General features: G+C 69.7%; 22 protein-coding genes and 2 riboswitches. Of the genes, 16 read left to right on the top strand and 6 right to left on the bottom strand.

Annotated features, from left to right (window positions below; translation table 11 throughout):
* Window positions 1–28 precede the first annotated feature (28 nt).
* A riboswitch (cobalamin riboswitch) is annotated at window positions 29–254 on the top strand.
* A gap of 90 nt (window positions 255–344) precedes the next feature.
* The 7 genes from BM397_RS22515 to cobJ are packed head-to-tail and all read left to right on the top strand — an operon-like array spanning window position 345 to window position 8,606.
* Complete coding sequence (locus BM397_RS22515; protein ID WP_092428742.1) at window positions 345–806, top strand: DUF1636 family protein; 462 nt, start codon at window positions 345–347, stop codon at window positions 804–806.
* A gap of 1 nt (window position 807) precedes the next feature.
* Entirely contained in the window at window positions 808–1,866 is a 1,059-nt protein-coding gene (cobW, locus tag BM397_RS22510) for a cobalamin biosynthesis protein CobW (protein WP_092428740.1), read from the top strand.
* A 3-nt stretch (window positions 1,867–1,869) separates the two neighbouring features.
* Window positions 1,870–5,295 (top strand): cobaltochelatase subunit CobN, encoded by a 3,426-nt coding sequence (gene cobN / locus BM397_RS22505; protein ID WP_092428738.1) that lies wholly within the window; start codon window positions 1,870–1,872, stop codon window positions 5,293–5,295.
* Window positions 5,292–6,440, top strand: coding sequence for a ferredoxin-like domain-containing protein (locus tag BM397_RS22500; protein ID WP_092428736.1), 1,149 nt, complete (start codon window positions 5,292–5,294; stop codon window positions 6,438–6,440). The genes cobN and BM397_RS22500 overlap by 4 nt, the downstream gene beginning before the upstream one ends.
* Window positions 6,440–7,069 (top strand): precorrin-8X methylmutase, encoded by a 630-nt coding sequence (locus tag BM397_RS22495; protein WP_092428734.1) that lies wholly within the window; start codon window positions 6,440–6,442, stop codon window positions 7,067–7,069. Before BM397_RS22500 ends, BM397_RS22495 begins: the two co-directional genes overlap by 1 nt.
* A complete protein-coding gene (gene cobI / locus BM397_RS22490) occupies window positions 7,066–7,857 on the top strand; it encodes a precorrin-2 C(20)-methyltransferase (RefSeq protein ID WP_092428732.1) in 792 nt (263 codons plus the stop codon). Before BM397_RS22495 ends, cobI begins: the two co-directional genes overlap by 4 nt.
* Complete coding sequence (cobJ, locus tag BM397_RS22485; protein ID WP_092428730.1) at window positions 7,854–8,606, top strand: precorrin-3B C(17)-methyltransferase; 753 nt, start codon at window positions 7,854–7,856, stop codon at window positions 8,604–8,606. The genes cobI and cobJ overlap by 4 nt, the downstream gene beginning before the upstream one ends.
* On the opposite strand, the gene BM397_RS22480 is transcribed toward cobJ, so the two are convergent.
* Entirely contained in the window at window positions 8,579–9,334 is a 756-nt protein-coding gene (locus BM397_RS22480) for a cobalt-precorrin-6A reductase (protein WP_092428728.1), read from the bottom strand. The two genes, cobJ and BM397_RS22480, sit on opposite strands and share 28 nt — an antisense overlap.
* Between BM397_RS22480 and cbiE the strand changes: the two genes are divergently transcribed.
* The 6 genes from cbiE (at window position 9,333) to cobF (ending at window position 14,784) form a co-directional block, all read left to right on the top strand.
* Window positions 9,333–10,547 carry a precorrin-6y C5,15-methyltransferase (decarboxylating) subunit CbiE gene (cbiE, locus tag BM397_RS22475; protein ID WP_092428726.1) on the top strand — a complete coding sequence of 405 codons (1,215 nt, stop codon included), beginning with the start codon at window positions 9,333–9,335 and terminating at the stop codon, window positions 10,545–10,547. The genes BM397_RS22480 and cbiE overlap by 2 nt on opposite strands.
* Window positions 10,544–10,912: a cobalamin biosynthesis protein gene (locus BM397_RS22470; RefSeq protein WP_092428724.1), complete on the top strand. Its 369-nt coding sequence runs from the start codon at window positions 10,544–10,546 to the stop codon at window positions 10,910–10,912. The genes cbiE and BM397_RS22470 overlap by 4 nt, the downstream gene beginning before the upstream one ends.
* Entirely contained in the window at window positions 10,909–11,718 is an 810-nt protein-coding gene (gene cobM / locus BM397_RS22465; protein WP_092428722.1) for a precorrin-4 C(11)-methyltransferase, read from the top strand. The genes BM397_RS22470 and cobM overlap by 4 nt, the downstream gene beginning before the upstream one ends.
* Complete coding sequence (locus BM397_RS22460) at window positions 11,711–13,084, top strand: cobyrinic acid a,c-diamide synthase CobB (RefSeq protein ID WP_092428720.1); 1,374 nt, start codon at window positions 11,711–11,713, stop codon at window positions 13,082–13,084. The genes cobM and BM397_RS22460 overlap by 8 nt, the downstream gene beginning before the upstream one ends.
* Window positions 13,079–13,257: riboswitch (cobalamin riboswitch) on the top strand. It overlaps the preceding gene by 6 nt.
* A 54-nt stretch (window positions 13,258–13,311) precedes the next feature.
* Window positions 13,312–13,986 (top strand): energy-coupling factor ABC transporter permease, encoded by a 675-nt coding sequence (locus BM397_RS22455; RefSeq protein WP_092428718.1) that lies wholly within the window; start codon window positions 13,312–13,314, stop codon window positions 13,984–13,986.
* Window positions 13,987–14,040: 54 nt separating this feature from the next.
* The gene (gene cobF, locus BM397_RS22450; RefSeq protein WP_092428716.1) at window positions 14,041–14,784 is read left to right on the top strand and encodes a precorrin-6A synthase (deacetylating); all 744 of its coding nucleotides are present in this window, start codon (window positions 14,041–14,043) and stop codon (window positions 14,782–14,784) included.
* Between the two features lie 100 nt (window positions 14,785–14,884).
* Here cobF and BM397_RS22445 read toward each other — a convergent pair whose 3' ends face one another.
* From BM397_RS22445 to BM397_RS22425, 5 genes are all read right to left on the bottom strand, one after another.
* On the bottom strand, window positions 14,885–16,174 hold the full coding sequence (locus BM397_RS22445) for a TRAP transporter large permease (RefSeq protein WP_092428714.1): 1,290 nt from the start codon (window positions 16,172–16,174) through the stop codon (window positions 14,885–14,887).
* Between the two features lie 78 nt (window positions 16,175–16,252).
* Window positions 16,253–17,254 carry a TRAP transporter substrate-binding protein gene (locus BM397_RS22440; protein WP_092428712.1) on the bottom strand — a complete coding sequence of 334 codons (1,002 nt, stop codon included), beginning with the start codon at window positions 17,252–17,254 and terminating at the stop codon, window positions 16,253–16,255.
* A gap of 36 nt (window positions 17,255–17,290) precedes the next feature.
* Window positions 17,291–17,782: a TRAP transporter small permease gene (locus tag BM397_RS22435; RefSeq protein WP_218124910.1), complete on the bottom strand. Its 492-nt coding sequence runs from the start codon at window positions 17,780–17,782 to the stop codon at window positions 17,291–17,293.
* A 54-nt stretch (window positions 17,783–17,836) separates the two neighbouring features.
* On the bottom strand, window positions 17,837–18,973 hold the full coding sequence (locus tag BM397_RS22430) for an FAS1-like dehydratase domain-containing protein (protein WP_092428710.1): 1,137 nt from the start codon (window positions 18,971–18,973) through the stop codon (window positions 17,837–17,839).
* A gap of 35 nt (window positions 18,974–19,008) precedes the next feature.
* On the bottom strand, window positions 19,009–20,568 hold the full coding sequence (locus BM397_RS22425) for an acetate--CoA ligase (protein WP_092428708.1): 1,560 nt from the start codon (window positions 20,566–20,568) through the stop codon (window positions 19,009–19,011).
* Window positions 20,569–20,716: 148 nt separating this feature from the next.
* Here BM397_RS22425 and BM397_RS22420 point away from each other — a divergent pair, with 148 nt between their 5' ends.
* From BM397_RS22420 to BM397_RS22410, 3 genes are read left to right on the top strand one after another with little or no spacing between them, the layout of a single operon-like run.
* Entirely contained in the window at window positions 20,717–21,502 is a 786-nt protein-coding gene (locus tag BM397_RS22420) for an IclR family transcriptional regulator (protein ID WP_092428706.1), read from the top strand.
* Window positions 21,503–21,505: 3 nt separating this feature from the next.
* Entirely contained in the window at window positions 21,506–21,946 is a 441-nt protein-coding gene (locus BM397_RS22415) for a PaaI family thioesterase (RefSeq protein WP_092428704.1), read from the top strand.
* Complete coding sequence (locus BM397_RS22410) at window positions 21,943–23,205, top strand: CaiB/BaiF CoA transferase family protein (RefSeq protein ID WP_092428702.1); 1,263 nt, start codon at window positions 21,943–21,945, stop codon at window positions 23,203–23,205. Before BM397_RS22415 ends, BM397_RS22410 begins: the two co-directional genes overlap by 4 nt.
* The last annotated feature ends 27 nt before the right edge of the window (window positions 23,206–23,232 follow it).

Here is a 23,232-nt window from a genome sequence, read left to right as displayed (position 1 = left end):
CCGGTATTGACAGGGGGCGAATTTCCGGGCGATCTGGCATCACGCTGGTGCCCGTGTAAACGGGTGAAAAGGGAATGTGCAGCCGCGAGAGATCGCGGTCAGGCACAGCCGCCCCCGCGACCGTGAACGGAAAAGGGCGCTCGGAAAGCCACTGGCCGACAGGCTGGGAAGGCAGAGCGTCCGTCGGGCCACAGACTGGATCTGCAGCCCTGAATTCCGTGAGCCGGGAGACCTGCCAGCCAAGACTTTTGAGACCGGACGGGGTGTGCCGGTGTCGGGGTGTTCCCATGCCCGGGATCCATTCCGCCGTTACCCCTGTGCGCCCAACCGATGAGGCGACACGAATGATGGACTGCGCGGACACGCGACAGGAGAGCGACACCGAGCTGCTGGTCTGCGTGACCTGCCGCCGTGAGGGGGTGACCCCGCAGGATGAACGGCGCCCCGGCCGGGCGCTCTACGACCAGATCACCGCGTTGGAGCGGCCCCGGGGGGTGCGCGTCACGCCCACCGACTGCCTGCAGAACTGCGATTTCGGCTGCACCGTCGCGCTGCGCGGCGGGGCGGAGAAATGGACCTACGTCTTCGCCAATGTCGACGAGGCAGCGCACCCCGAGATGATCCTCGCAGGCGCCGCGCAATTCCACGCGGCACCCGACGGGGTGATCCCCTGGCGCCAGCGCCCCGAACACTTCAAGCGCAACTGCGTGGCCCGCATCCCGCCGCTCTCCCCCGCGCCCAAGGATGCGTCGCAGGACACCTCCCAAACCTCTCCCCAAGCCTCTCAAAAGCAACAGGACAGCTGACATGGCCGACCTTTCGAAACTCCCCGTGACCGTCATCACCGGCTTCCTCGGCTCGGGCAAGACAACGCTCGTCAGCCACCTGATGCGCAATCCCGGCGGTCGGCGGCTGGCCGTGGTTGTCAACGAGTTCGGCGATGTCGGCGTCGATGGAGACATCCTGCGCAGCTGTGCGATCCCGGACTGCCCTGCCGAGAACATCGTCGAGCTGGCCAACGGCTGTATCTGCTGCACCGTGGCCGACGACTTCATCCCCACCATCGAGGCACTGCTGGCGCTGGAACCGCGTCCCGACCACATCCTCATCGAGACCTCGGGGCTGGCCCTGCCGAAGCCGCTGCTGAAGGCCTTCGACTGGCCGCAGATCCGCGCACGGATCACCGTCGACGGGGTGATCGCGCTGGCCGACGCCGAGGCCGTGGCCGCGGGCCGCTTCGCCCCCGACGTGGCGGCGGTGGACGCACAGCGCGCCGCCGATGACAGCCTCGACCACGAGACCCCGCTCTCGGAGGTTTTCGAGGACCAGATCGCCTGTGCCGACATCGTGCTGCTGACCAAGCCCGACCTCGCCGGGCCCCAAGGCGTCGCGCGCGCCAAGGAGATCATCGCCGCCGAGGCGCCGCGCCCGCTGCCGGTGATCGAAGTGGCCGAAGGTGTCGTCGACCCGCGGGTGATCCTCGGTCTCGGCGCCGCCGCCGAGGACGACCTCGACGCCCGCCCGAGCCATCACGACACGCCGCATGACCACGACCACGAGGACTTCGAGTCGCTCACCGTGGAGCTGCCCGAACTGGGCGACCCCGCGCAGCTGGTGCATGCGATCAAAGCGCTCGCGCGCAGCCACAACATCCTGCGGGTCAAGGGCTACGCGGCGGTTGCCGGCAAGCCGATGCGCCTGCTGGTGCAAGCGGTGGGCGCGCGGGTGCGCCACCAGTTTGACCGCCCGTGGCAGCCGGGCGAGGCGCGCAGTGGCCGGCTGGTGGTCATTGCCGAACATGACGACATCCGCGAAGACGAGATCCGCGCCGCGCTGCACCGTGCCGTGCTCGACGCGGCCCTCTAGGTCATGCACGTCGTCTTCCGCGAAAGCCACGGCCTCGAGGAGGTCGAGACCCCGACGGACCTGATGCAGGATCCGGCGGATCTCGTGGTTCTGTCCTTTTCCGACAGCGACCTCGGCGCCTTCGCGGAGGCATGGCACATGGGTGGGGGACAGGCTGGCGGGCTGCCATCGCTGCGGCTGGCCAACCTTGCGCAGCTGCGCCACCCGCTGTCGGTCGACACCTATGTCGAGCGGACGCTGGAGGGCGCGAAGGGCATCCTCGTCCGGTTGATCGGCGGCCGATCCTACTGGGACTACGGGCTTTCGCAACTGCAGGCGCTCGCGCAGCGGCGGCGGATCGCGCTGGCCGTGCTGCCCGGCGACGGACGGCCCGATCCGCGGCTGGACGAGGCCTCCAGCCTGCCGCTCTCGACCCTGCGCCGCCTTGCCCAGCTCTGCGACACGGGGGGCGCGGCTGCGGCGCAGGCCGCCCTTGCGCAACTGGCGCTGGCCTCGGGCCTGAGCGCACCGCCGGTGCGCGGCGGGGCGCGGCCCCTGCCCCAGGTCGGTCTCTGGACCCCGGAGACCGGGGTGCTGGAGGCCGGGACGCTGGAGGCGATCCCGGACACCGGCGTCCATGCCGAAACGAAAGCGTACATGCATGCAGGGGGCGCTGAGCAGGGTGCCGGAGGCGTGGCCAGCGATGATGCGAGGGGCGCTGCCCCTCGCGCTCCCCGGCGTATTTGGAAAGAGAAGAAGCGGCGGCGGGTCCTCCTCGTGTTCTATCGCGCCTACCTGGTGGCGGCGGACATGGCGCCGATCACGGCGCTCTGCGCCGCCTTTCGGCGGGAAGGCTGCGAGGTGGTCGGGCTGTTTGCTCCCTCGCTCAAGGTTCCTGCCGCGGCGGAGGCGCTGGCTGCGGCGGTCACCCGCCTCGCGCCCGATGCCATCGTCAATGCCACCGCCTTCAGCGGACGCGGCGCCTCGGGCTCGCCGCTCGATGGGGCCGGGGTTCCGGTCTTCCAGGTGGCGCTGGCAACCTCGACCGAAGCGGCCTGGGCCGAGGCGGAGCGGGGGCTGTCGCCCGCCGATCTTGCCATGCACGTGGTGCTTCCGGAGGTGGATGGACGGCTTCTGGCCGGCGTGATTTCCTTCAAGGAGCCCGGCGTGCGCGACCCGGAGCTGCAATTTTCCCGGACCCTGCACCGCCCCTATGTGCCGGGGATTGCCGCCGTCGTGGCGCGGGTCACTGGCTGGCTGCGGCTGGCCGCCAGGCCGCCGGCGGAGCGTCGCGTCGCGCTGATCCTCTCGACCTACCCCGGCAAGGACTGGAACCTCGGCCACGCGGTCGGTCTCGACGCCCCTGCGTCGGCGCGCGCCATCCTCGGGGACCTGCGCGCCGCCGGCTACGCCCTGCCGGACGCGCCCCCTGATCTCGAGGTGACCCTGCAGCAGCGCAGCCTGCGGCTGCCGCTCGCGGAATACCGCGCGGCGCTGGCCTGCCTGCCCGAGGCGCTCCGGCAGCAGATCGCCGCCGCCTGGGGCGCGCCGGAGCTGGATGACCTGGTCGACGGCGACGCCTTCCGCATGGCGGCGCTGGAGCTCGGCCCCTGCCTGATCGCCCTGCAGCCCGAACGCGGCACTCCGGTAGAGCGCGAGGAAGCGTATCACGATCTCGCGCGGGTGCCCCGCCATTCCTATGTCGCCTTCTATCTCTGGCTGCAGCGCCGCGCCGACGCGTTGGTGCACATCGGCGCGCATGGCACGCTGGAATGGCTGCCCGGCAAATCGGTGGCCCTGTCCGAGACCTGCTGGCCGCAGGTCCTGACCGGCGCGCTGCCGGTGCTCTACCCCTTCATCGTCAACGATCCGGGTGAGGCGGCGCAGGCCAAGCGGCGGATCGGCGCGCTGACCCTCGGCCACCTTCCACCGCCGCTGACCGACAGCGAAACCCCGGACAGGCTGGTCCTTCTCGAAGCGCTGCTCGACGAGTTCTCCACCGCCGACGGGCTCGACCCGCGCCGCCGCGACCGGCTGCAGGCCGATATTCGCGCCGAGGCGCAGGCGCAGGGAGTCGAGGCCGATCTCGGCCTGGACGGTGCCGCCTCCACCTCAGAGGCGATCCCCCGCATCGACCGCTTCGTCTGCGACATCAAGGAGAGCCGTTTCGGCGAAGGGCTCCACATCTGGGGCCGCCCACCGCCGGGCACATGCGCGCCCGAGATCGCCACCTCGGTGCGGGCTGAACGCACCGCGCTCGTCGCCGCGCTAGATGGGCGGCGGATCGAGGCGGGCCCTTCCGGCTCGCCCTGGCGCGGGCGGCGCGACGTGCTGCCGAGCGGGCGCAATCTATACACCACCGACCCGCGCGCGGTGCCGAGCCGTGCCGCCTTTGCCCAAGGTGTGAAGCTGGCCGAGGACCTCATGCACCGGCACCTGCAGGACCACGGCGACTGGCCGCGTGGACTGGTCGTGGACCTCTGGGGTTCCGCCACCATGCGCACCGCCGGCGAGGAGTTCGCCATGGCGCTGCACCTGCTTGGGGTGCGGCCGGTCTGGGTCGACGGCTCGGGGCGGGTCTCCGGCTTCGAGATCCTGCCGATCGCCGAGCTTGAGCGGCCGCGCATCGACGTCACGCTGCGGGTCTCGGGCCTGTTCCGCGATGTCTTCCCCACGCTTTCGGGACTCTTTGCGCAGGCCGTTGCCGCGCTGGCAGCGCGCGACGAGGCCCCGGAATGGAACCCCTATGCCGGCGACGCTCCGGGCGCGCGGGTGTACGGGCCGGCACCGGGCAGCTTCGGGCTTGGCATGGGGGCGGCGCTGGACAGCTACGACGAGCAGGCCCGCCGCGCCGCTGGCGAGGCCTGGCTCGCCGCCTCCGCCTGGGCGCTGGACGGCGCGGGCGCCACGCATGACGAGGCCGGAATCCGCGCCCGCGTGGCGCAGGCCGAGGCTTTCGTGCACCTGCAGGACCTGCCCGAAACCGACCTGCTGCTCGCCGCTGATTATGCTGCGCATGAGGCAGGGTTTGCCGCCGCGCAGGCGACGGTCGGCGGGCAAGCCGCGCTCTACCATCTCGACAGCACCGACCCGGCGCACCCGCGGGCGCGGGCGCTCCCAGAGGAGATCGCCCGCGTGGTCCAGGCCCGGGCCACCAACCCGCGCTGGATTGCCGGGATGCGCGCCCATGGCTTCCGCGGCGCCGCCGAGATCGCCGCGACGCTCGAGCACATGGCCGCCTTCGCACATCTGGCCGGGGCGGTCGGCGGGCATCTGTTCGACCTCTACCACGCAGCGACGCTGGGCGATCCCGAAACCGACGCCTTCCTACGCGACGCCAACCCCGGCGCCCATGCGGCCATGCTGGGGCGCTTCCGCGCGCTGCGCGATGCGGGGCTCTGGGAGAGCCGGAGAAATTCGGTGATCGCCGCGCTGGAGCAACAGCCATGAGCGCGCCGCAGATCAAGGGCTGGTGCCCCGGCGCGCATCGCCCGATGCTGTCGGGCGACGGGCTGGTCGTGCGTGTGCGCCCGTTCCGCGCCGAGCTGCGTGCGGCGCGGGTGCTGGCGCTCTGTGAGCTCGCGCGGGCCCATGGCAATGGCACGCTTGAGCTGACCTCCCGCGCCAACCTGCAGATCCGGGGCGTGTCCGAGGCCGCCTTTCCCGGGCTTCTGGAGGAGCTGGACGCGCTTGGCCTGATCGATGCCGACCCGGCGGTCGAGGCCCGGCGCAACATCCTCATGCCCGCCGGCTGGCGGGACGGCGACCTGACCGACCGGCTGCACGCTGCGCTGCTGGAGACACTGCCCACACTGCCACCGATGCCCGCAAAGATCGGTTTTGCCCTCGACACGGGGCCGCAGGGGCACCTTGCGTCGGAGTCCGCCGATATCCGCTTCGAACTGGACCCTGCGGGCGGGCTGCTGCTGCGGGCGGACGGGGCGGCAACGGGCCGGCCGGTCGTGGAGAAGGACGCCATGGCGGCCCTTGCCCAGTTGGCCAATTGGTTCGTCGACAGCGGCGGGGCCGCGTCCGGTCGCATGGCACGCCACCTTAGGCAGATCTCGCTCCCCGATGAATGGCAAAGAGCGCTGCCACGCGCGCCCCGCCCCACCCTCGAGCCCGGAGACACGGCGAACGGACGCCTGCTCGGCGTTCCCTTCGGCAGCGTGGACGCCGGAGCCCTCGCCGAAGTCATGGAGCGCAGCGGCGCGCGGGCACTGCGGCTGATGACCGGACGGCTCCTCTGCCTGCTCGACGGGGACAGCGAGGTGCCCGCGCCCGGTTTTGTCACCACCCCCGGCAGCCCGCTGCTGGCCGCCCACGCCTGCCCCGGCGCACCGTTCTGCCCGCAGGCCACGGTGGCCACCCGCGCGCTCGCGACCCGGCTTGCCCCGGAGGTCGATGGCACGCTGCACGTCTCGGGCTGCGCCAAGGGCTGCGCCCTGCCGCGCGCGGCGCGTCTCACGCTGGTGGGAACGGACGGTGCCTTCGATCTCGTGCGGGACGGCGCGCCCTGGGACCCGCCCAGACGCACCGGCCTCTCGCCCCTTCTATTCGACGATCCCGCCACCCTTCTAACGGGGATGCCCTGATGCCCTATGACTACGAAAAGGATGGCGCGGCCATCTACCGGCAGAGCTTCGCGACGATCCGTGCCGAGGCCGATCTCGCGCGCTTCTCGCCCGACGAGGAGCCCATCGCCGTGCGGATGATCCATGCCGCGGGCATGGTCGGACTGGAGCGGCACATCCGCTTCTCCGAGCAGTTCGCCACAGCGGCCCGTCGCGCGCTGGCGCAGGGCGCGACGATCCTCTGCGACGCGCGCATGGTGTCGGAAGGGGTCACCCGCCCCCGCCTGCCCGCGGACAACCCGGTGATCTGCACGCTGCACGATCCCGCCGTGCCCGAGATGGCCCGCGCGGTGGGCAACACCCGCTCGGCCGCTGCGCTGGAGCTCTGGCGCCCCCATCTCGCGGGCGCGCTGGTGGCGATCGGCAATGCCCCCACGGCGCTCTTTCACCTGCTGAACATGCTCGAGGACCCGACCTGCCCGCGCCCGGCGGCGATCATCGGCTGCCCGGTCGGCTTCGTCGGCGCGATGGAGAGCAAGGACGCGCTCTGGCAGGCGCAGCCGGTGCCCTGCTGCATCGTCGAGGGGCGGCTCGGCGGCAGCGCGATCACCGTCGCCGCCGTCAACGCCATTGCGAGCCGCGCCGAATGAACGTGCAGGGAGAGATCAGCGCGCAGGCGGCTGCGCCGGTGGAGACACCGCTGGAGGCGAAAACGCGAGGCACCATCTGGGGCGTCGGCCTCGGGCCGGGCGATCCCGAGCTCATGTCGGTGCGCGCCGACCGGCTGCTGCGCAATGCCCGCCACGTCGCCTATTTCCGCAAGGCCGGACGGCCCGGGCAGGCACGGCGCATCGTCGAGGGGATGCTGCGCGCCGACGTGATCGAGATCGCCATGGAATACCCGGTGACCACCGAGATCCCGCTCACCGACCCGCGCTACAACGCGCTGCTCTCGGCCTTTTACGAGGATTGCACGGCAAAGCTGCGCGCGCTTTCGGATGCGGGCCACGAGGTTCTGGTGCTCGCCGAGGGCGATCCGTTCTTCTACGGATCGTTCATGCATCTGTTCACGCGCCTCAAAGGTCATGCGCCCCTGCAAGTGGTGCCGGCGATCCCCGGCATGGCCGCCGCCTGGTGTGCCACCGGCCTGCCGATCACCTGGGGCGACGACGTGATGAGCACGCTCATGGGCACGCTGCCCGAGGACGAGCTGGTCCGGCAGATGCGGAATGCGGATGCGCTGGTGATCATGAAAATCGGCCGCAACATCGACAAGGTCCGCCGCGCCCTGCGCGCCGCCGGGCGCTTTGAAGATGCCTGGCTGGTGGAACATGCCGCCATGCCCGGCCAATCCGTGCAGCGCCTGTCGGAGGCCGAGGGTCGGGTGACCCCCTATTTCTCCATCGTGCTGGTGCACGGACAGGGGCGGCGGCCATGAGCGGCCGGCTGGTGATCGCCGGGCTCGGCCCCGGCGCCGGGGCCCTCGTCACGCCCGAGGTCAGCGCCGCGCTGTCCGAGGCGACGGACGTGGTCGGCTACATCCCCTATGTCGCCCGCGTGGCGCCGCGCCCCGGTCTGACGCTGCACGCCTCCGACAACCGGGTGGAACTCGACCGCGCCCGCCACGCGCTCGAGATGGCCTGCGCCGGGCGCTCGGTGGTGGTGGTCTCCTCGGGCGATCCCGGGGTGTTTGCCATGGCCGCCGCGGTCTTCGAGGCCGCCGAGGCAGGGCCGGCCGCATGGCGCGCGCTCGACATCCGGGTGCTGCCCGGCATCACCGCCATGCTCGCCGCCGCCGCCCGCGCGGGCGCGCCGCTGGGGCATGATTTCTGCGCCATAAACCTCAGCGACAACCTCAAGCCCTGGCCCCTGATCGAAAAGCGCCTGCGCCTCGCCGCCGAGGCAGATTTCGCCATGGCCTTCTACAATCCGCGCTCCAAGGCCCGGCCCGAGGGATTCGCGAAGACCCTGAACATCCTGCAAGAGACGTGCAGGGATGCCCGCCCGGTGATCTTCGCCCGCGCTGTCTCGACCCCAGAGGAGGAGATCCGCGTCGTGCCGCTGGATCGCTGCACGCCGGAAATGGCCGACATGCGGACCATGGTGATCGTCGGGGCCTCGACGACGCGGGTGATCCCGCGCGAGGGCGCGCCCTTTGTCTACACCCCGAGGTCGGTCCCCGCATGATCCAGCCAGCGCAGAACCTCCTCGACCTCATGAGTTTCGTGCCGCGCCGGGATGGACGGCCGGTCGATCATGATCACCGGCAGGCCCAGCTCCCGCGCCGCTGCGATCTTGGCGAAGGCCCCGGTACCTCCGGAGTTCTTCGAGACCACGAGGTCGATCGCATGGTCCCGCAGCAGCGCAAGATCACCTTCGAGACCGAAGGGGCCGCGATCGACCACCACGTGATGATCGGGGAAATCCAGTCGCGCCTCGGGCGGATCGACAAGCCGCAGCAGGTAGAAGTGCTGCGGCTGCACGGCGAAGTCAGGCAGATGCATCCGGCCCACCGCCAGCATGACCCGGCGCGGCGCACCACCGAGCGCTGCAACCGCACCCGCCATACCCGGCACGCGGGTCCAGTGGTCGTCGGCGGTCTCCCCCCACGGTGCGCGGGTGAGCGCGATGAGGGGCACGTCCACCGCGCGGCAGGCGGCGACGGCATTGGCGCTCATCTGCGCGGCGAAAGGATGGGTGGCGTCGATCACATGGGTGATGCGCTGCGCCCGCAGGTAGGTTGCCAGTCCCTCGGCCCCGCCAAAGCCGCCTATCCGCAGCGGCAGTGCCTGATCCGCCGGGCGCGCCACGCGCCCGGCCATGGATACCGTGCCCCGCAGCCCGGCCCCGGCGAGCGCCCGGCAGAGCCGCGTCGCCTCGAGCGTGCCGCCCAGCACCAGAAGGTTCGGCTCCATGTCTGAGGCTATCACGTCCAAGGCTCCCTGGCTGTCGATCATCGGCCTCGGCGAAGATGGCCCGGACGGGCTCTGCGCCGCAAGCCGTGCCGCCCTCGCGGCGGCGGAAATCGTCATTGGCCCCGCGCGGCATCTGTCGCTGCTTCCTGACGGGGAGGCAAGGCAGATCACCTGGCCGGTGCCCTTCGTCGAGGGCATTCCCCAGCTTCTCTCCCTGCGCGGGCGGCAGGTGGCGGTGCTGGCCTCGGGCGATCCCTTCTGGTTCGGCGCCGGGTCGGTGCTGGCGCGGCATCTGGACCGCGGCGATTGGCAGGCCTTCCCGGGGCGCTCGACCTTCTCGCTTGCCGCCGCGCGCATGAGCTGGCCGCTCGAAGGCACCTCCTGTTTCGGCCTGCACGCCGTACCGCTTGCGCGCCTGCGTCCGCAGCTTGCGCCGGGGCGGCAGATGATCGTGCTCCTGCGCGATGGTGCGGCGGTCGCGGCGCTGGCAAACTACCTAGCCGAAGAAGGTTTCGGCGCCTCCGAGATCACCGTGATGGAAGCGCTCGGCGGCCCGCGCGAGCGCCTGACGCAGACACGCGCGGATACACTCCCAGTCCTTGCCTTTGCGCATCCGGTCTGCGTCGCGCTCACGGTCAGGGGCGACGGCCCGGTGCTGCCCCTCGCCACCGGTCGCCCCGACGATTGGTTCGAAAGCGACGGCCAGATCACCAAGCGCCCGGTGCGCGCGCTCACCCTCTCGGCCCTCACCCCCCGCCCCTTCGAACACCTCTGGGACATCGGCGGCGGCTCCGGCTCGATCGGCATCGAGTGGCTGCTCTGCGACCCCACGCTCAGCGCCAGCACCATCGAGCCCCGCGCGGACCGCGCCGCGAGGATCGCCGCAAATGCCGCGCGGCTCGGCGCCGAGCGGCTGCGGGTGATCGAGGGCCGCGCTCCCGAGGCGCTGGCAGAGCTAGAGCGCCCCGACGCGGTGTTCATCGGCGGCGGCCTGTCGCGCGCGCTGCTCGACTGGCTGGAGGCGCATCTGCCCTCCGGCACACGCGTTGTCGCCAACGCCGTGACGCTGGAGTCCGAGGCGCTGCTCGCCGAGGTGCAGGCCCGGCTCGGCGGCGAGCTGCTGCGGATCGAGCTTTCCTCCACCCAGCCTCTCGGCGCGCGCCGCGGCTGGAAGGCGGCCTACCCCATTGTCCAGTGGAGCCACGTCACATGATCGTCGCGGGCTTCGGATTCAGGCAAGGCGCGGACGCGGGCAGCCTGCGCGACGCCTACGACCGCGCACGCGCAGGGCGTCGGGCGGACGCCCTCGCCACCGCCGCCGACAAGGCCGACGCCCCAGCGCTCGACGCGCTGGCCAGCGAGCTCGGCCTGCCGACCCGTGGTGTTCCTGCCGCTCAACTTTCCGCGCAAGCCACCCTGACCCGATCCGCGCGCGTGCTGGCCGAACGCGCCACCGGCTCCGTCGCCGAGGCCGCCGCCCTTGCCGCCGGAGGTTCAGGCGCGCGGCTGCTCGGCCCCCGGGCGATCTCCTCCGACCGCATGGCCAGCTGCGCGCTGGCAGAAGGACAAGACCCATGACCGTTCACTTCATTGGCGCCGGACCCGGCGCGCCCGACCTGCTGACCCTGCGCGGCCGCGACATCATCGCCAGCTGCCCGGTCTGCCTCTACGCCGGATCGCTTGTGCCCAAGGCGATCCTTGCCCATTGCCCGCCTGGCGCGCGGGTCGTGAATACCGCGCCACTGGACCTCGATCAGATCATCGCCGTGATCCAAAGGGCGCATGAGGCGGGTCAGGACGTGGCGCGGCTGCATTCGGGGGACCTGTCGGTCTGGTCGGCGATGGGCGAGCAGATGCGCCGGCTGAAAGCGCTCGGCATCCCCGTCTCGGTCACACCCGGCGTGCCCGCCTTCGCCGCCGCCGCCGCCGCGCTCGGGGCCGAGCTGACCCTGCCCGGCCTCGCGCAGTCGGTGGTTCTGACCCGCACCCCGGGCCGCGCTTCGTCGATGCCCGAGGGCGAGACGCTGGCCAATTTCGCCGCCACCGGCGCGACGCTGGCCATTCACCTGTCGATCCAGAACATCGCGCGCGTGGTCGCCGACCTCTCCCCCGCCTATGGCCCCGATTGCCCCGTGGCCGTGGTCTACCGCGCCAGCTGGCCCGACGAGGTGATCCTGCGCGGCACGCTCTCGGACATCGAAAGCAAGCTCGGCGCGGGCATCACCCGCACGGCGCTGATCCTCGTCGGACCGGCGCTGGCGGGCGAAGGCTTCGACGAGAGCTGCCTCTACGCGGTGGACTACGACCGCCGCTACCGCCCGCAAAGCGCCGAGAGCCCGTGGAGCGACTGGACTCCCGACGCGGAGGTGCAAACCGATGGCTGAGGTTCCCGGCCTCTTGGTCTCGGCGCCCTCCTCGGGCACCGGCAAGACCACGGTGATGCTGGGCCTGCTGCGGGCGCTGGCCGAGGACGGGCTTGCAGTGCAGCCGTTCAAGTCCGGCCCCGATTACATCGATCCGGCCTTTCACCTTGCCGCCTGCGGGCGGCCGAGCTTCAACCTTGACGGCTGGGCCATGGGGCCACGGCTATGGCAGGGCATCGCGGCGCAGGCGGCGGGGGCAGAGATCTGCGTCGCGGAGGGCTCCATGGGGCTCTACGACGGGGTCGCGACGTGCGGCCAGCAGGGATTTGGCAGCAGCGCCGAGACGGCGCGGGCAATGGGTTGGCCGGTCGTGCTGGTGCTGGACGTGAGCGGCCAGGCACAATCCGCTGCCGCCACGGCGCTGGGGTTCCGGCAATACATGCCCGACCTGCCCTTCGCCGGGGTGATCCTCAACCGGGTCGCCTCGCCCCGGCACGAGCGGCTCACCCGGCTGGGCATGGAGCGCGCCGGCCTGCCGGTGCTGGGCGTGCTGCCTCGGCGCGGCGACCTGACGCTGCCCGAGCGGCACCTCGGTCTCATCCAGGCGCTGGAGCATCCCGATCTCGAAGCCGCCATCGCCGGATATGCAGATTTCCTGCGCGAGCACGTCGACCTTGCTGCGCTCCGAGCCGCCGCCGCGGGCCATCCGCTGCCCGAGGATGCGCCGCCCCTGCCCGCCCCCCCGGCGCAGCGCATCGCGCTGGCGCGGGACGCGGCCTTCTCTTTTACCTATCCGCACCTGCTGGAAGGCTGGCGCGCGGCGGGGGCCGAGATCCAGCCCTTCTCGCCGCTGGCCGACGAGGCCCCGGCGCCCGACGCCGATCTCGTCTGGCTTCCCGGCGGCTATCCCGAACTGCACGCCGGCCGCCTCGCCGCCGCCGAAACCTTCCGCTCCGGGCTCCTCCGCCATGCCGAGACGAAGCCCATCCACGGCGAGTGCGGCGGCTACATGGCGCTTGGCGAGGGGCTGATCGACAAGCAGGGCACACGCCACCGCATGGCCGGCCTCCTCGGCCTCGTCACCAGTTATGAGAAGCGCAAGTTCCACCTCGGCTATCGCCGCGCCCTGCTGCGCGCGCCGATGCCCGGCTTCGGGCCCGGGGCGGCGCTGCGCGGCCACGAGTTCCACTATTCCACCATCCTCGAACAGCCCGACCCGCCGCTGGCCGAGGTCGCCGACGCCGATGGCGCACCGGTGCCCGAGACCGGCTCCTGCCGGGGCCGGGTGACGGGGACCTTCTTTCACCTGATCTCGGCAGAGGAATCCGCCGCCTGCCGCGACACGTCGATAAAGGAGGTGCCGACCCAGACAGCCAACCGGCCCTGAGCCACCCCGCATGGTGTCCCGAAGGGGACGCAAGGGAACCGGGTGAGAGGCCCGGACTGCCCCCGCAACTGTAAGCGAGGAGCGCCGAGGAAGAGCCACTGGCAGGCATGCCGGGAAGGGCCGAGGCGCGAGGATCTGCGAGTCAGGAGACCTGCCATGCGACCGACTTTCCCGCCCTCAGGGGCACATCCGCTGCCGGAGGGGCAGCTTCACGAGAAGGAAAAACCATGCATATCGAACCCGGCGTCGTGGACGGCGCCAAGATGGCCTTCGCCGCCGTCACCGCGGCAGGCGCCGCGGGCTATACCGCAAAACTCGCTGCACAGGACGTGGCGCGCAGCAACCTGATCTCCCTCGCCGCACGCACGCTGATGGCCGCCGTCGGCACCTTCGTCTTCTTCGAGGTGCTGCCGCACTTCCCGGTCGGCGTCTCGGAAGTGCACTTCATTCTCGGCTCGACGCTCTTCCTGCTGCTCGGCGCCGCGCCTGCCGCGCTGGGGCTGGCGCTGGGGCTGCTGGTGCAGGGTCTGTTCTTCGCGCCCACCGACCTGCCGATGTACTTCGTCAACGTCACCACGTTGCTGGTGCCGCTCTTTGCCACCGCCGCCTTGGCGCGACGGGTGGTCCCCGAGGGCACGGCCTATGTCGATCTGCGCTACGCCGACGTGCTGAAGCTTTCGGGGGTCTTCCAGGCCGGGGTCGTGGCCTGGGTCGCTTTCTGGGTGTTCTACGGTCAGGGCGTCTCGGCCGAGACCTTCGGCGCGGTGCTGACCTTCGGCGGGGCCTACATGCTGGTGCTGCTGATCGAACCGCTGGCCGATCTCGCCGCCCTCGCCGCGGCGAAGTCGCTGCGTGACACCGGCCTCGCCCGCCTTTTCGCGCCGCGGCTCTACACCGCCTGATACACGCGCCCGGCCCCCGCTCCGGGGCCGGGCACCACGGAAGGACAGAGCCGCATGATCAAGGACCTCTGGCTTGTCGGCATCGGCACGGGCAGCCCCGGGCACGTGACGCTCGACGGGATGCAGGCCCTGCGGGACGCCGCGGTCATCCTGCTGCCGCGCAAGGGCGAGGCCAAGGAAAACCTGCTGGCGCTGCGCCAAGTGATCCTCGAGGCCGCGGGCACGCGGGCCGAGATCCGCAGCTTCGACTATCCCGAGCGCGACCCGGCGCTCCCTTATGCCGCGCGCGTCGCCGCCTGGCACGACGAGATCGCGCGGCGCTGGAGTGCCGCGCTGCATGCCGCGCCGGACGGGCCGGTCGCGCTGCTGGTCTGGGGCGATCCGGCGCTCTATGACAGCACGCTCCGCATCGCCGGGCGGCTGACGCCGCGCCCGGCCCTGCGGGTCATCCCCGGCATCACTGCGATACAGGCGCTGACCGCCGCCCACGCCATCCCGCTAAACGAGGTGAACGGGGCAGTGAAGATCACCACCGGACGGCGGCTGCGCGACCACGGCTGGCCCGAGGGCGAAGACACATTGGTGGTGATGCTGGACGGTGCCTGCAGCTTCGCCGGGCTCGACCCCGAGGGCGTGCACATCTGGTGGGGTGCCTATCTCGGCAGCCCGGCGCAGAGGCTGCTTGCCGGACCGCTTGCCGAAGTGGCGGACGAGATCATCGCCGCACGCGCGGAAGCACGGGCGCGGCATGGCTGGATCATGGACACCTACCTGCTGCGCCGGGGCAGCACCGGCTGACCGCCAGCCCCGGACCCGACGGCCCGGAGCCTAGGGCAGGCCCGCCCCTGCTCACCTCGCACACCGGAGGCCCTATGGCACGACTGCCCCGGCGCCAGCGTCAGCGCAGCATGAGTCCCGGCAACCAGAGGGTGATCTGCGGGAAGCAGAGCAGCAGCACCAGGATCAGGATCTCCATCGCCAGGAACGGCAGGATGCCGCGGAAGATCTTGCCCAGCGGCACCCCGGTCTGCGCCGCGGCGACATAGGCGTTGAGCCCCAGAGGTGGGGTGAGCAGGCCGATCTCGACGGTCTTGGTCACCACGATGCCGAACCACACCGGGTCGAAATCCAGCGCCATCGCCGTGGGAAAGGCCAGCGGCATCGCCAGAGACAGGATCGCCAGCTGGTCCATGAACATCCCCATGACCAGCAGCAGCACCACGATGAACCCCATGATGACCGCGGGCGGCAGGCTGGTGGTGGCGACGAACTCCAGCAACGCATGGGTGATGCGGGTGAAGGCGAGGTAGTTCGAGAAGATCGCCGAGCAGGCGACGATGGCGACGATCATCACCGTCGCGCGGATTGCCCCGGAGACCGAGCGGTTGAAGTTGGCAAAGGACAGGGTGCGCTGAAAGATCACGATGATCAGCGAGCCCATGACCCCGAGCGCCGCGGCTTCCGAGGGCGAGGCAATGCCGCCGTAGATCGCCCCGATCACCAGCACCATCAGCAGGATCATCGGCAGCACGTGGCGGCTGGCCTTCACCGCCTTGCCGAGCTCGAAAGGCGCGCCCTTCGGCGCCTGGTCGGTGGTATGGGCGATGAGCTTGATCACCACCGCGAGGCCGGTTGCGGTGAGCAGCCCGGGGATGATCCCGGCGATGAAGAGCTTGCCGATCGAGGTCTCGGTCAGCACGCCATAGACCACCAGCACGATCGAAGGCGGCACTACGACCGCGAGCGTGCCACCGACCGACACGACGGCGGCGGCAAGCCGCTGCGAGTAGTTGTGGTTGCGCATCTCTGGAAAGGCCGAGGCGGACATGGCAGCGGTCGAGGCGGTGGAGCTGCCGACCAGCGCGGCGAGGATCACCGAGGCACCAACCGTGGCCATCGCGAGCCCGCCCTTCACGTGGCCGATCCAGCCCTGGCAGGCGATGATAGCCCGGCGCGTCACGTCGCCGGCGGTCAGCAGCTCGGCCATCAGGATGAACAGCGGGATCGCCACGAGAATGAACGAGGACGAGCTGTCGAAGAAGGTGCGTTCCAGCACCGCCAGCGCCGGGCGCAGGCCCAGCTCCAGCGCGAGACCGAAGAAGCCGGTCAGCCCCATGGCAAAGGCGATCGGCATGCGCATGGCCATGAACAGGGCCAGAAGCACGAGTATTGCAAAGAAGGTCAGCATGAAGCGGGCACGGGCTCCTGAGAAGGGCAGCCAGCCGCGCGGCTGACCGCCCTTTTATGTCCGGGACTTGCGAAGAGGTTACTGGCTGGTCAGCTCGATGTAGCGGTCCAGCACCTGCTGCGCCTTCTCGCCGCCCATGCGGCCCACCCAGTCCTCGGTCACAAGTTCCATGCCGGCGCGCAGCGCCGCCAGTTCGTCGTCGGTGAACTCATAGGTGTCGATGCCATCGGCCTTCCAGCCGGCCACCAGTTCGCCGACGCTTTCGTCCTGCGCCTTGGCGACGTGCAGGGCGATCTCGTCCCCGGCGGCCTTCATCGCGTCCCGGATCCCGGGGGCGAGGCTGTCATAGAGGTCGCTGCGCACGACCATGACGAAGCTGTAGCCACCGAAGGAGCCGTTGGTCGAAATGTGGCTGACCACCTCGTTGAGCTTGTAGCCCGGCACCGAGGCGAGCGGGAACAGCACCGCATCGAGCCGACCGCGCTCGACGGCGGTATAGACCTCCGGGCCGGGGATCGAGATACCCACAGCGCCAAGGCCGCGCGCGGTCATCGCCTGCGTCGCGCCCGAGGTCCGCACGTCCAGCGCCTCCCAGTCGGAGGGCATGCCGAGCCGCTGCTTGGCCAGCACCTGGTAAGGCGGCAGCACGAAGCCGAAGACCGGGGTCACCCCCGAGGCCAGCAGCTCGTCGCGCATCGGCCCCTCGGCCAGCATCGCCTGCAGCGCCATGGTGCCCTCTTCGGCCGAGCCGTAGTAGCCCGGCAGGCCGACCACCGAGTTCAGCGGCAGCGCGTCGGTGTGGTAGATCGTGCCCAGCAGGGCGGCGTCGAGAATGCCGCTCTTCACCGCGTCGAGCTGCGCCTTGGATTTCGCCGCCTGCTCGGACGGGAAGTGCTGGAACGACAGTTCGCCGCCGGTCGCCTCCTCGACCGCGGCGATCCATTTCGTCGTTCCCTCGACCGAGACGATGTGGCTGGTGGACTGGAAATCCCCGAGCCGCAGCGTTTCGGCGCTCACATGGCTGCCTCCGAGCGCAAGCGCCCCTGCAAGGGCAGCGACCACCTTGTTCGTCATCTTCATCTTGTCCTCCTCCCTATAGACAAAATCAGATCTTCCTCAGACCTGCGCTGGCGCCTCCCGCGTCAGCGCGTCGTAGATCAGCCGCAGCACCAGAACGCCGCATCCCAGCGGCACGATTGCGTAGGCCCAGCCGAGGGGCCAATCGACCACCCCGTATTCGACCTCGCCTCTCTGGAAGGCATGCAGCGCGAATTTCCCGGACATCCAGACGACGAGGCCGAAGAACAGCGCCGGCAGCAGCAGGCGCAGCTTGTCGACGACCACCCCCGGCACCCCGGGCAGGTGTTCAGGCACGAAGTCGAGCGCCAGGTGCCCGCCGTCGCGGAACACCCGCGACAGCGAGAGCGTGGCAAGCGCGGGCATCAGGTAAAGCTCGGTGAGCTCGAACTGGAACTGCACGGGCACGTGCAGGACCAGCCGCATGAGGATGTCCGCGTTGATCAATACGACCACGACCAGCAGGCCGAGGCACCCCAGCAGATGCAGGGCGTCCTCGAGTTTTCTCAGGATGGTGCCAATGACGTTCAACCTTACCTCCCAGTTGGTTGACGCTCGGGCTGTCCCGGCGCGGGCGCGCGGCCCTCAGCGTTTCGGCAGCTCGACGATGGCCGAGCCGATCGCCGACATCTCGCCGTCCTGCTGTTCGGCGCGCTGCTGGATCTCCAGCAGGTAGCGCCCGTCCTCCTCGTATTTGCGCACCACCGAGCCGTGGATCAGGATGATGTCGCCCTCGGGGTTGTGCCGGCGGACCTGGCATTTCGCCTGCCGCAGGAAGCCGTCATCGCCCATCCAGTTGGTCACCTGATGCGTCAGCCACGAGGTCCGCTCGGGGCCGTAGTCATAGGCACCCGGCGCGCCGACCTCGAGCGCAAACTCTTCTTCCCAATGCACGCGCTCGGGGCAATCGGGAATGCCGAAGCGGTTCTTGATCCCGGCCGAAGGGTGCTTCTGCTGCAACTGCCAGGCCAGCTTGTTGGCGCGGATATAGAGCCCGCCCCAGCCCTGCGCGTAGGCGATGAAGCCGGTGGCGGTCATCGGGCCCTTGACCATGGTGGGCAGTTCGTCGCCCTCGTTCACGTCGTCCCAGTAGCGGGTCTCGGCGCCGCGGATCTCTTCCTGCTCGTAGTACTTGTAGAACTGCTGCAGCTCTTCGTCGGTGTAGACGCGGCGGCCCTTGGCCTTGGCCTCGGTGTACTTGGTACCGTTCTCGCGCGCGGCGTCGCGGTCGGTGCGGAAGCACCAGCTGTCGGCCTCGGCCAGCATGTCGCCGGTCTTCGCGTCGTAGAAGTCGACGTGGTAGATCTGCTGCACCGCCTTGCCGGCAAAGCGCGTGTCATGCTCGACGAGGTCCTTGAGGTAGGCCTCGGTCCGGAACTCGGTGTTGCGCGGGATGACCTTGTGCCAGGTCCAGTTGGCACCCGACCACATGGCGTGAACCCCCGGAAGGCCGCCGACGTAGCCCGAGATGATCCGGCTGGTGGAGAACAAGAAGCTCGGCAGGGCGATCACGTCGCCATATTTGGTGGTCTTGGCATACTCGGGATCGCACCACAGCGGGTTGTCGTCGCCGATGCCGTGGGCGTAGTGGCGGATGTTGTCGCGGGTCGCCTCGTAGCACCAGGGCTCGACGGTCTTCTCGATCTTCACGCCGATGCGCTGGCGCAGATCGTCGAGCCCCTCCTCGGTGATCTTCGGAAACTTGCGGGTCATGTCGTTCATCTTGTTCCTCCTCGAATGTCGGTGCGGCGGGGCGTTCAGCCCGCGGCCGCGAGTGTTTCTGCCTGCAAATCACGCAGGATCTTGCGGTTCACCTTGCCGGCCGGGGTTTTCGGCAGGTCGGTGACGAATTCGATCTGACGGGGGTATTCGTGGCGGGCGAGCCGGGCGCGGACGTGCTCCTGGATGTCCTTGTCGAGCCCTTCCTCGGGCGCGCCCTTGAGAATGATATAGGCCTTGACCACCTGCCCGCGCAGGCTGTCGGGCGCGCCGATCACCCCGCATTCGGCCACCGCCGGATGGCTGAGGATGGCGTCCTCGACCTCGATTGCGCCGATGGTCCAGCCTGCCGAGATGATCACGTCGTCGGCTCGGCCGCCGTGGTAGAAATATCCATCCTCGTCGACCCGGCCCAAGTCCTTGGTCGGGAACCACTTGCCGCCCTTCTTGACCATCAGCTCGCCGGTCTCGCCCGGCGCGCAGCGCGCGCCGTCCTCGCGCTGCACCTCGACCTCAACCCCCGGCACCGCCTTGCCCATGGCACCGTCGCGGACCTCGAGGTCCTCGGCACCCGGATAGTTGGCGATGATCACGCCGATCTCGGTGGTGCCGTACATCGAGCACACCTTGGTGCCGAAGACGCGTTCAACGTAGGCGGCGGTTTCGCTGTCGATCGGCTCGCCGGTGAACGACAGCTTGTCGAAGGCGTAGGTGAAGCGCTCCGCCTCGCCGGAGTTACGCATCATCCGGTAATGCGTCGCGGCGGCGGTGAGATTGGTGATCCCGAAGTCGTGCAAAGCCTTCAGCAGCCGCACCGGGTCGAACTTGCCCGAGAAAGTGCCGGTCGACACCCCCATGGCCAACGGAGCCAGCGTACCGTGCCAGAGCCCGTGGCCCCATGCCGGGGAGGACGGGCAGAAGAAGCGGTCGCCGGGGCGGATGCCGGTGGCATAGAGCGCGGCGACCATCAGCGTGACGATGGAGCGGTGCGAGTGGTGCACCGCCGCCGGCAGCAACCGGGTCGTGCCCGAGGTGTATTGCAGCACCGCCAGATCGTCGCCCGCCGTGTCCCAGTCGAAGCTTTCGGGCAGCGCGTTCAGGCTGTCGAGGAAATCGCGGTCGGCGACGATGACATCTTGCGCCCCGCCCTCCACGGCCTCGGGTGCCTTCTCGGCATTGGTGAAGAACACCGTCGGCTCGCAATCCGCGACCCGCAGCTTGATGCCGTCGGGGCCGAAGAGGGTAAACATCGGCACCGCCACCGCCCCGGCCTTCATCGCGCCGAAGAGCGTGCAGTAGAAGGAGAGCGAGGGTTCGATCATCACCGCGACCCGGTCGCCCTTCTGCACGCCGCGCGCCGTCAGGAAATGCGCGATCTGCGACGAGCGGCGCGAGAGTTCCCCGAAGCTGATGATCTCGTCCCCGCCATCCGCATGGGCAATCCGCAGCGCCACCGCATCGCCGCCGGCGTGCCGGTCGATGCATTCATGCGCGATGTTGAACCGCTCCCGCGTGCCGTCGAACAGCTCCCACAGACCCGCCTTCGAGTACTGCGCCTGAGCCTCCGCGTAGGACGTGAAATCCGTCAGTCGGGTCATCCGATCCTGCCTCCCAGCCTCTCCCTCGAGCCGGTCGCGGCTTTTGCGTCCGGCTCGTTGACAAGGGTAGGGATCGAGGCGAATTATTGTCAACACGCTATTATTATTGTCTCACGACAACAAAATGCCGCCGGATCGGGAGGGATAGATGGCCGCCGAAGACAGCAAATCGAGCAGCAAGAGACAGGTGCCCGCGGTCACCCGGGCCGTTGCAATATTGAGGTTTCTTGGCCGCTCGCCCGACCCCATCGGGGTCAATCCCATCGCCCGCGAGCTGGGCCTGATCCCCTCCACCTGCCTGCACATCCTGCGCGTGTTGCAGGACGAGGGGCTGGTGGATTTCGATTCGGCGACGAAGCGCTACTCGATCGGAATCGGCATCCTCCCGCTCGCCCGCGCGGCGCTTCAGCGCAACAGTTTCTCGGCGCTGGTGCAGCCCCGGCTCTCGGCCCTGTCGCAGGAATTCGGCGTCACAGGCATCGCCACGCAGCTCTCCGAGCCATCGCAGATGGTGGTGGTCGCGCTGTCGCAGTCGAGCATGCCCTTCCGCCTGCAAGTCGATCTCGGCAGCCGCTTCCCTGCACTGATCAGCGCGACCGGTCGCCTCTTCGCCGCCTACAGCGACATGTCCGAGAACCGGCTTCGGGAGAAGTTCACGCGCCTCGTCTGGGACCACCCGCCAAGCTTCGAGGACTGGCAGGCACAGGTCGCCGAGGCAAAGGAACAGGCATACGCCGTGGACCAGGGCGTCTACATTTCGGGGGTCACGGTCGTCGCCGTGCCGGTGTTCGGCCCTGACGGGCGAATGATCCGCTCGCTGGTCGCCATCGGCATTTCCGAGCGTCTGAAGGACGGCGAGATCCCCCGCCTCGTGCGCGCGATGCAGGCCATCCGCGACGAACTCGAGGACACTCAGATCGCGGTGGGAGGTTGAACCATGAATGACACCTCCATTTCTCTCGACGGCTGGGAGATCGCGAAGATCAAGGGCTTCGCCAGCCTCGTCGGCCCGCTGCTGCGCCCTGTGGAGCGCGATGCACGCAGCCGCTTCGGTTTGCAGACCAACGAGATGCACGGCAATCCGATCGGTCTGATCCACGGCGGCGTGATGACCACGCTGCTCGACCAGGTGATCGCCATCGCCGCCTGGAACGCGGCAGACCGCCTGCCCACGGTCACCGTGCAGATGGACACGCGGTTCCTGGGCTCGGCAAGGGCCGGCGATTTCCTCGAGGCCCGCGCCGAGGTCCGCCACCAGACACGCTCGCTGATTTTCGTCGACGGCGAGGTACTGCGCGGCGACACTCCGGTGGCCACCGCGACCGCCGTCATGAAGATTTCCGCCACCCCATCCGCCAGACCCGGAGCCGAGACATGAGCAGCCCCCAGACCGACACCCGCAGCGGCCCGCTCGCCGGCATTCGCGTGCTCGACTTCTCACGCATCCTCTCGGGGCCCTATGCCAGCATGGTGCTGGCCGATCTCGGCGCCGAGGTGATCAAGATCGAACCGCTGGAGCGCGGCGACGAGACCCGCGCCTTTCCACCCTTCATCGGCGACATGAGCCACTATTACATCGCCCTCAACCGCAGCAAGAAAAGCGTCACGCTGGACCTGAAATCGCCCGAGGGCATCCGCATCGCCAAGGAATTGGCGGCGCAGAGCGACATCGTGATCGAGAACTTTCGCCCCGGGGTGATGGACCGGCTGGGCCTCGGCTATCCCGCGCTGAAGGCCGAGAACCCCAAGCTGGTCTATTGCTCGATCACCGGCTTCGGCAAGGACAGCCCGCATGGCAACAAGCCCGCCTTCGACATCGTGGCGCAGGCGCTTTCCGGGGTGATGAGCGTGAACCGCGAGCCTGGGCAGGCGCCGAACAAGCTCGGCCTGCCGCTCGGCGACATGGCGGGCAGCATCTTTTCGCTCTTCGGCGTGCTGGCGGCGCTGCACGAGCGGCATGTCACCGGCCACGGGCGGCACGTCGAAGTGGCGATGCTCGACAGCCTGATCGCCATGCAGGGCTATCTTTCGCAGATTTACTTCGTCACCGGCCAGACGCCACAGCCGGTCGGCACCCAGCACCCGAGTATCGTGCCCTACGGGTCCTTTGCGACCGCCGACGGGCACGTCATCGTCGCCTGCCTGACCGAGCGCTTCTGGCACAACTTCGCCCGCTGCATCGGCCGCCCCGAGCTGATCGAGGACCCCCGCTTCGCGGCCTATGAGACACGGCTGCAGAACCGCGCCGAGCTGGAACCGATCATCCTTGGCGCGATGGGCCGCGAGGGCACGGCGTACTGGCTCGAGCGACTGTCCGAGTTTGACGTGCCCAACGCACCGATCCTGTCGGTGGGCGAGGCGCTGGAGCAGGAGCACGTGGCGGCGCACCGGCTGGTCGAGACCGTGGACCACCCGGAGCTTGGCCCGATGCGGCTGGTGCGCGGGCCGATCCTCTTCGATGGCGAGGGGCCGTCGGCTGCTGCCCCACCCTCGCGGCTCGGGGCGGACACGGCGCAGGTGCTGCGCGAAAAGCTCGGCTATTCCGAGGCGCGGCTGCGGGAACTTCAGCGGGCCTCGGTCATCGGGGCGACCGGCGACGAGTCCGCCGAGCCACGCGAGCACGCCGCGCAGCAATGATATCCCGCGCGCAGCCAGCCCCGGCTT

Origin of the sequence: Alloyangia pacifica (genome assembly GCF_900116195.1) — a bacterium.
GTDB classification, from domain to species: Bacteria; Pseudomonadota; Alphaproteobacteria; order Rhodobacterales; family Rhodobacteraceae; genus Salipiger; species Salipiger pacificus.
This window is presented reverse-complemented; position numbering and strand designations above follow the sequence as displayed.

Bases quoted from the DNA above. Each gene is read 5' to 3' on its own strand.
- BM397_RS22515 (WP_092428742.1), top strand. From the start codon at position 345: ATGATGGACTGCGCGGACACGCGACAGGAGAGCGACACCGAGCTGCTG.
- cobW (WP_092428740.1), top strand. From the start codon at position 808: ATGGCCGACCTTTCGAAACTCCCCGTGACCGTCATCACCGGCTTCCTC.
- cobN (WP_092428738.1), top strand. From the start codon at position 1,870: ATGCACGTCGTCTTCCGCGAAAGCCACGGCCTCGAGGAGGTCGAGACC.
- BM397_RS22500 (WP_092428736.1), top strand. From the start codon at position 5,292: ATGAGCGCGCCGCAGATCAAGGGCTGGTGCCCCGGCGCGCATCGCCCG.
- BM397_RS22495 (WP_092428734.1), top strand. From the start codon at position 6,440: ATGCCCTATGACTACGAAAAGGATGGCGCGGCCATCTACCGGCAGAGC.
- cobI (WP_092428732.1), top strand. From the start codon at position 7,066: ATGAACGTGCAGGGAGAGATCAGCGCGCAGGCGGCTGCGCCGGTGGAG.
- cobJ (WP_092428730.1), top strand. From the start codon at position 7,854: ATGAGCGGCCGGCTGGTGATCGCCGGGCTCGGCCCCGGCGCCGGGGCC.
- cbiE (WP_092428726.1), top strand. From the start codon at position 9,333: ATGTCTGAGGCTATCACGTCCAAGGCTCCCTGGCTGTCGATCATCGGC.
- BM397_RS22480 (WP_092428728.1), bottom strand. From the start codon at position 9,334: ATGGAGCCGAACCTTCTGGTGCTGGGCGGCACGCTCGAGGCGACGCGG.
- BM397_RS22470 (WP_092428724.1), top strand. From the start codon at position 10,544: ATGATCGTCGCGGGCTTCGGATTCAGGCAAGGCGCGGACGCGGGCAGC.
- cobM (WP_092428722.1), top strand. From the start codon at position 10,909: ATGACCGTTCACTTCATTGGCGCCGGACCCGGCGCGCCCGACCTGCTG.
- BM397_RS22460 (WP_092428720.1), top strand. From the start codon at position 11,711: ATGGCTGAGGTTCCCGGCCTCTTGGTCTCGGCGCCCTCCTCGGGCACC.
- BM397_RS22455 (WP_092428718.1), top strand. From the start codon at position 13,312: ATGCATATCGAACCCGGCGTCGTGGACGGCGCCAAGATGGCCTTCGCC.
- cobF (WP_092428716.1), top strand. From the start codon at position 14,041: ATGATCAAGGACCTCTGGCTTGTCGGCATCGGCACGGGCAGCCCCGGG.
- BM397_RS22445 (WP_092428714.1), bottom strand. From the start codon at position 16,174: ATGCTGACCTTCTTTGCAATACTCGTGCTTCTGGCCCTGTTCATGGCC.
- BM397_RS22440 (WP_092428712.1), bottom strand. From the start codon at position 17,254: ATGAAGATGACGAACAAGGTGGTCGCTGCCCTTGCAGGGGCGCTTGCG.
- BM397_RS22430 (WP_092428710.1), bottom strand. From the start codon at position 18,973: ATGAACGACATGACCCGCAAGTTTCCGAAGATCACCGAGGAGGGGCTC.
- BM397_RS22425 (WP_092428708.1), bottom strand. From the start codon at position 20,568: ATGACCCGACTGACGGATTTCACGTCCTACGCGGAGGCTCAGGCGCAG.
- BM397_RS22420 (WP_092428706.1), top strand. From the start codon at position 20,717: ATGGCCGCCGAAGACAGCAAATCGAGCAGCAAGAGACAGGTGCCCGCG.
- BM397_RS22415 (WP_092428704.1), top strand. From the start codon at position 21,506: ATGAATGACACCTCCATTTCTCTCGACGGCTGGGAGATCGCGAAGATC.
- BM397_RS22410 (WP_092428702.1), top strand. From the start codon at position 21,943: ATGAGCAGCCCCCAGACCGACACCCGCAGCGGCCCGCTCGCCGGCATT.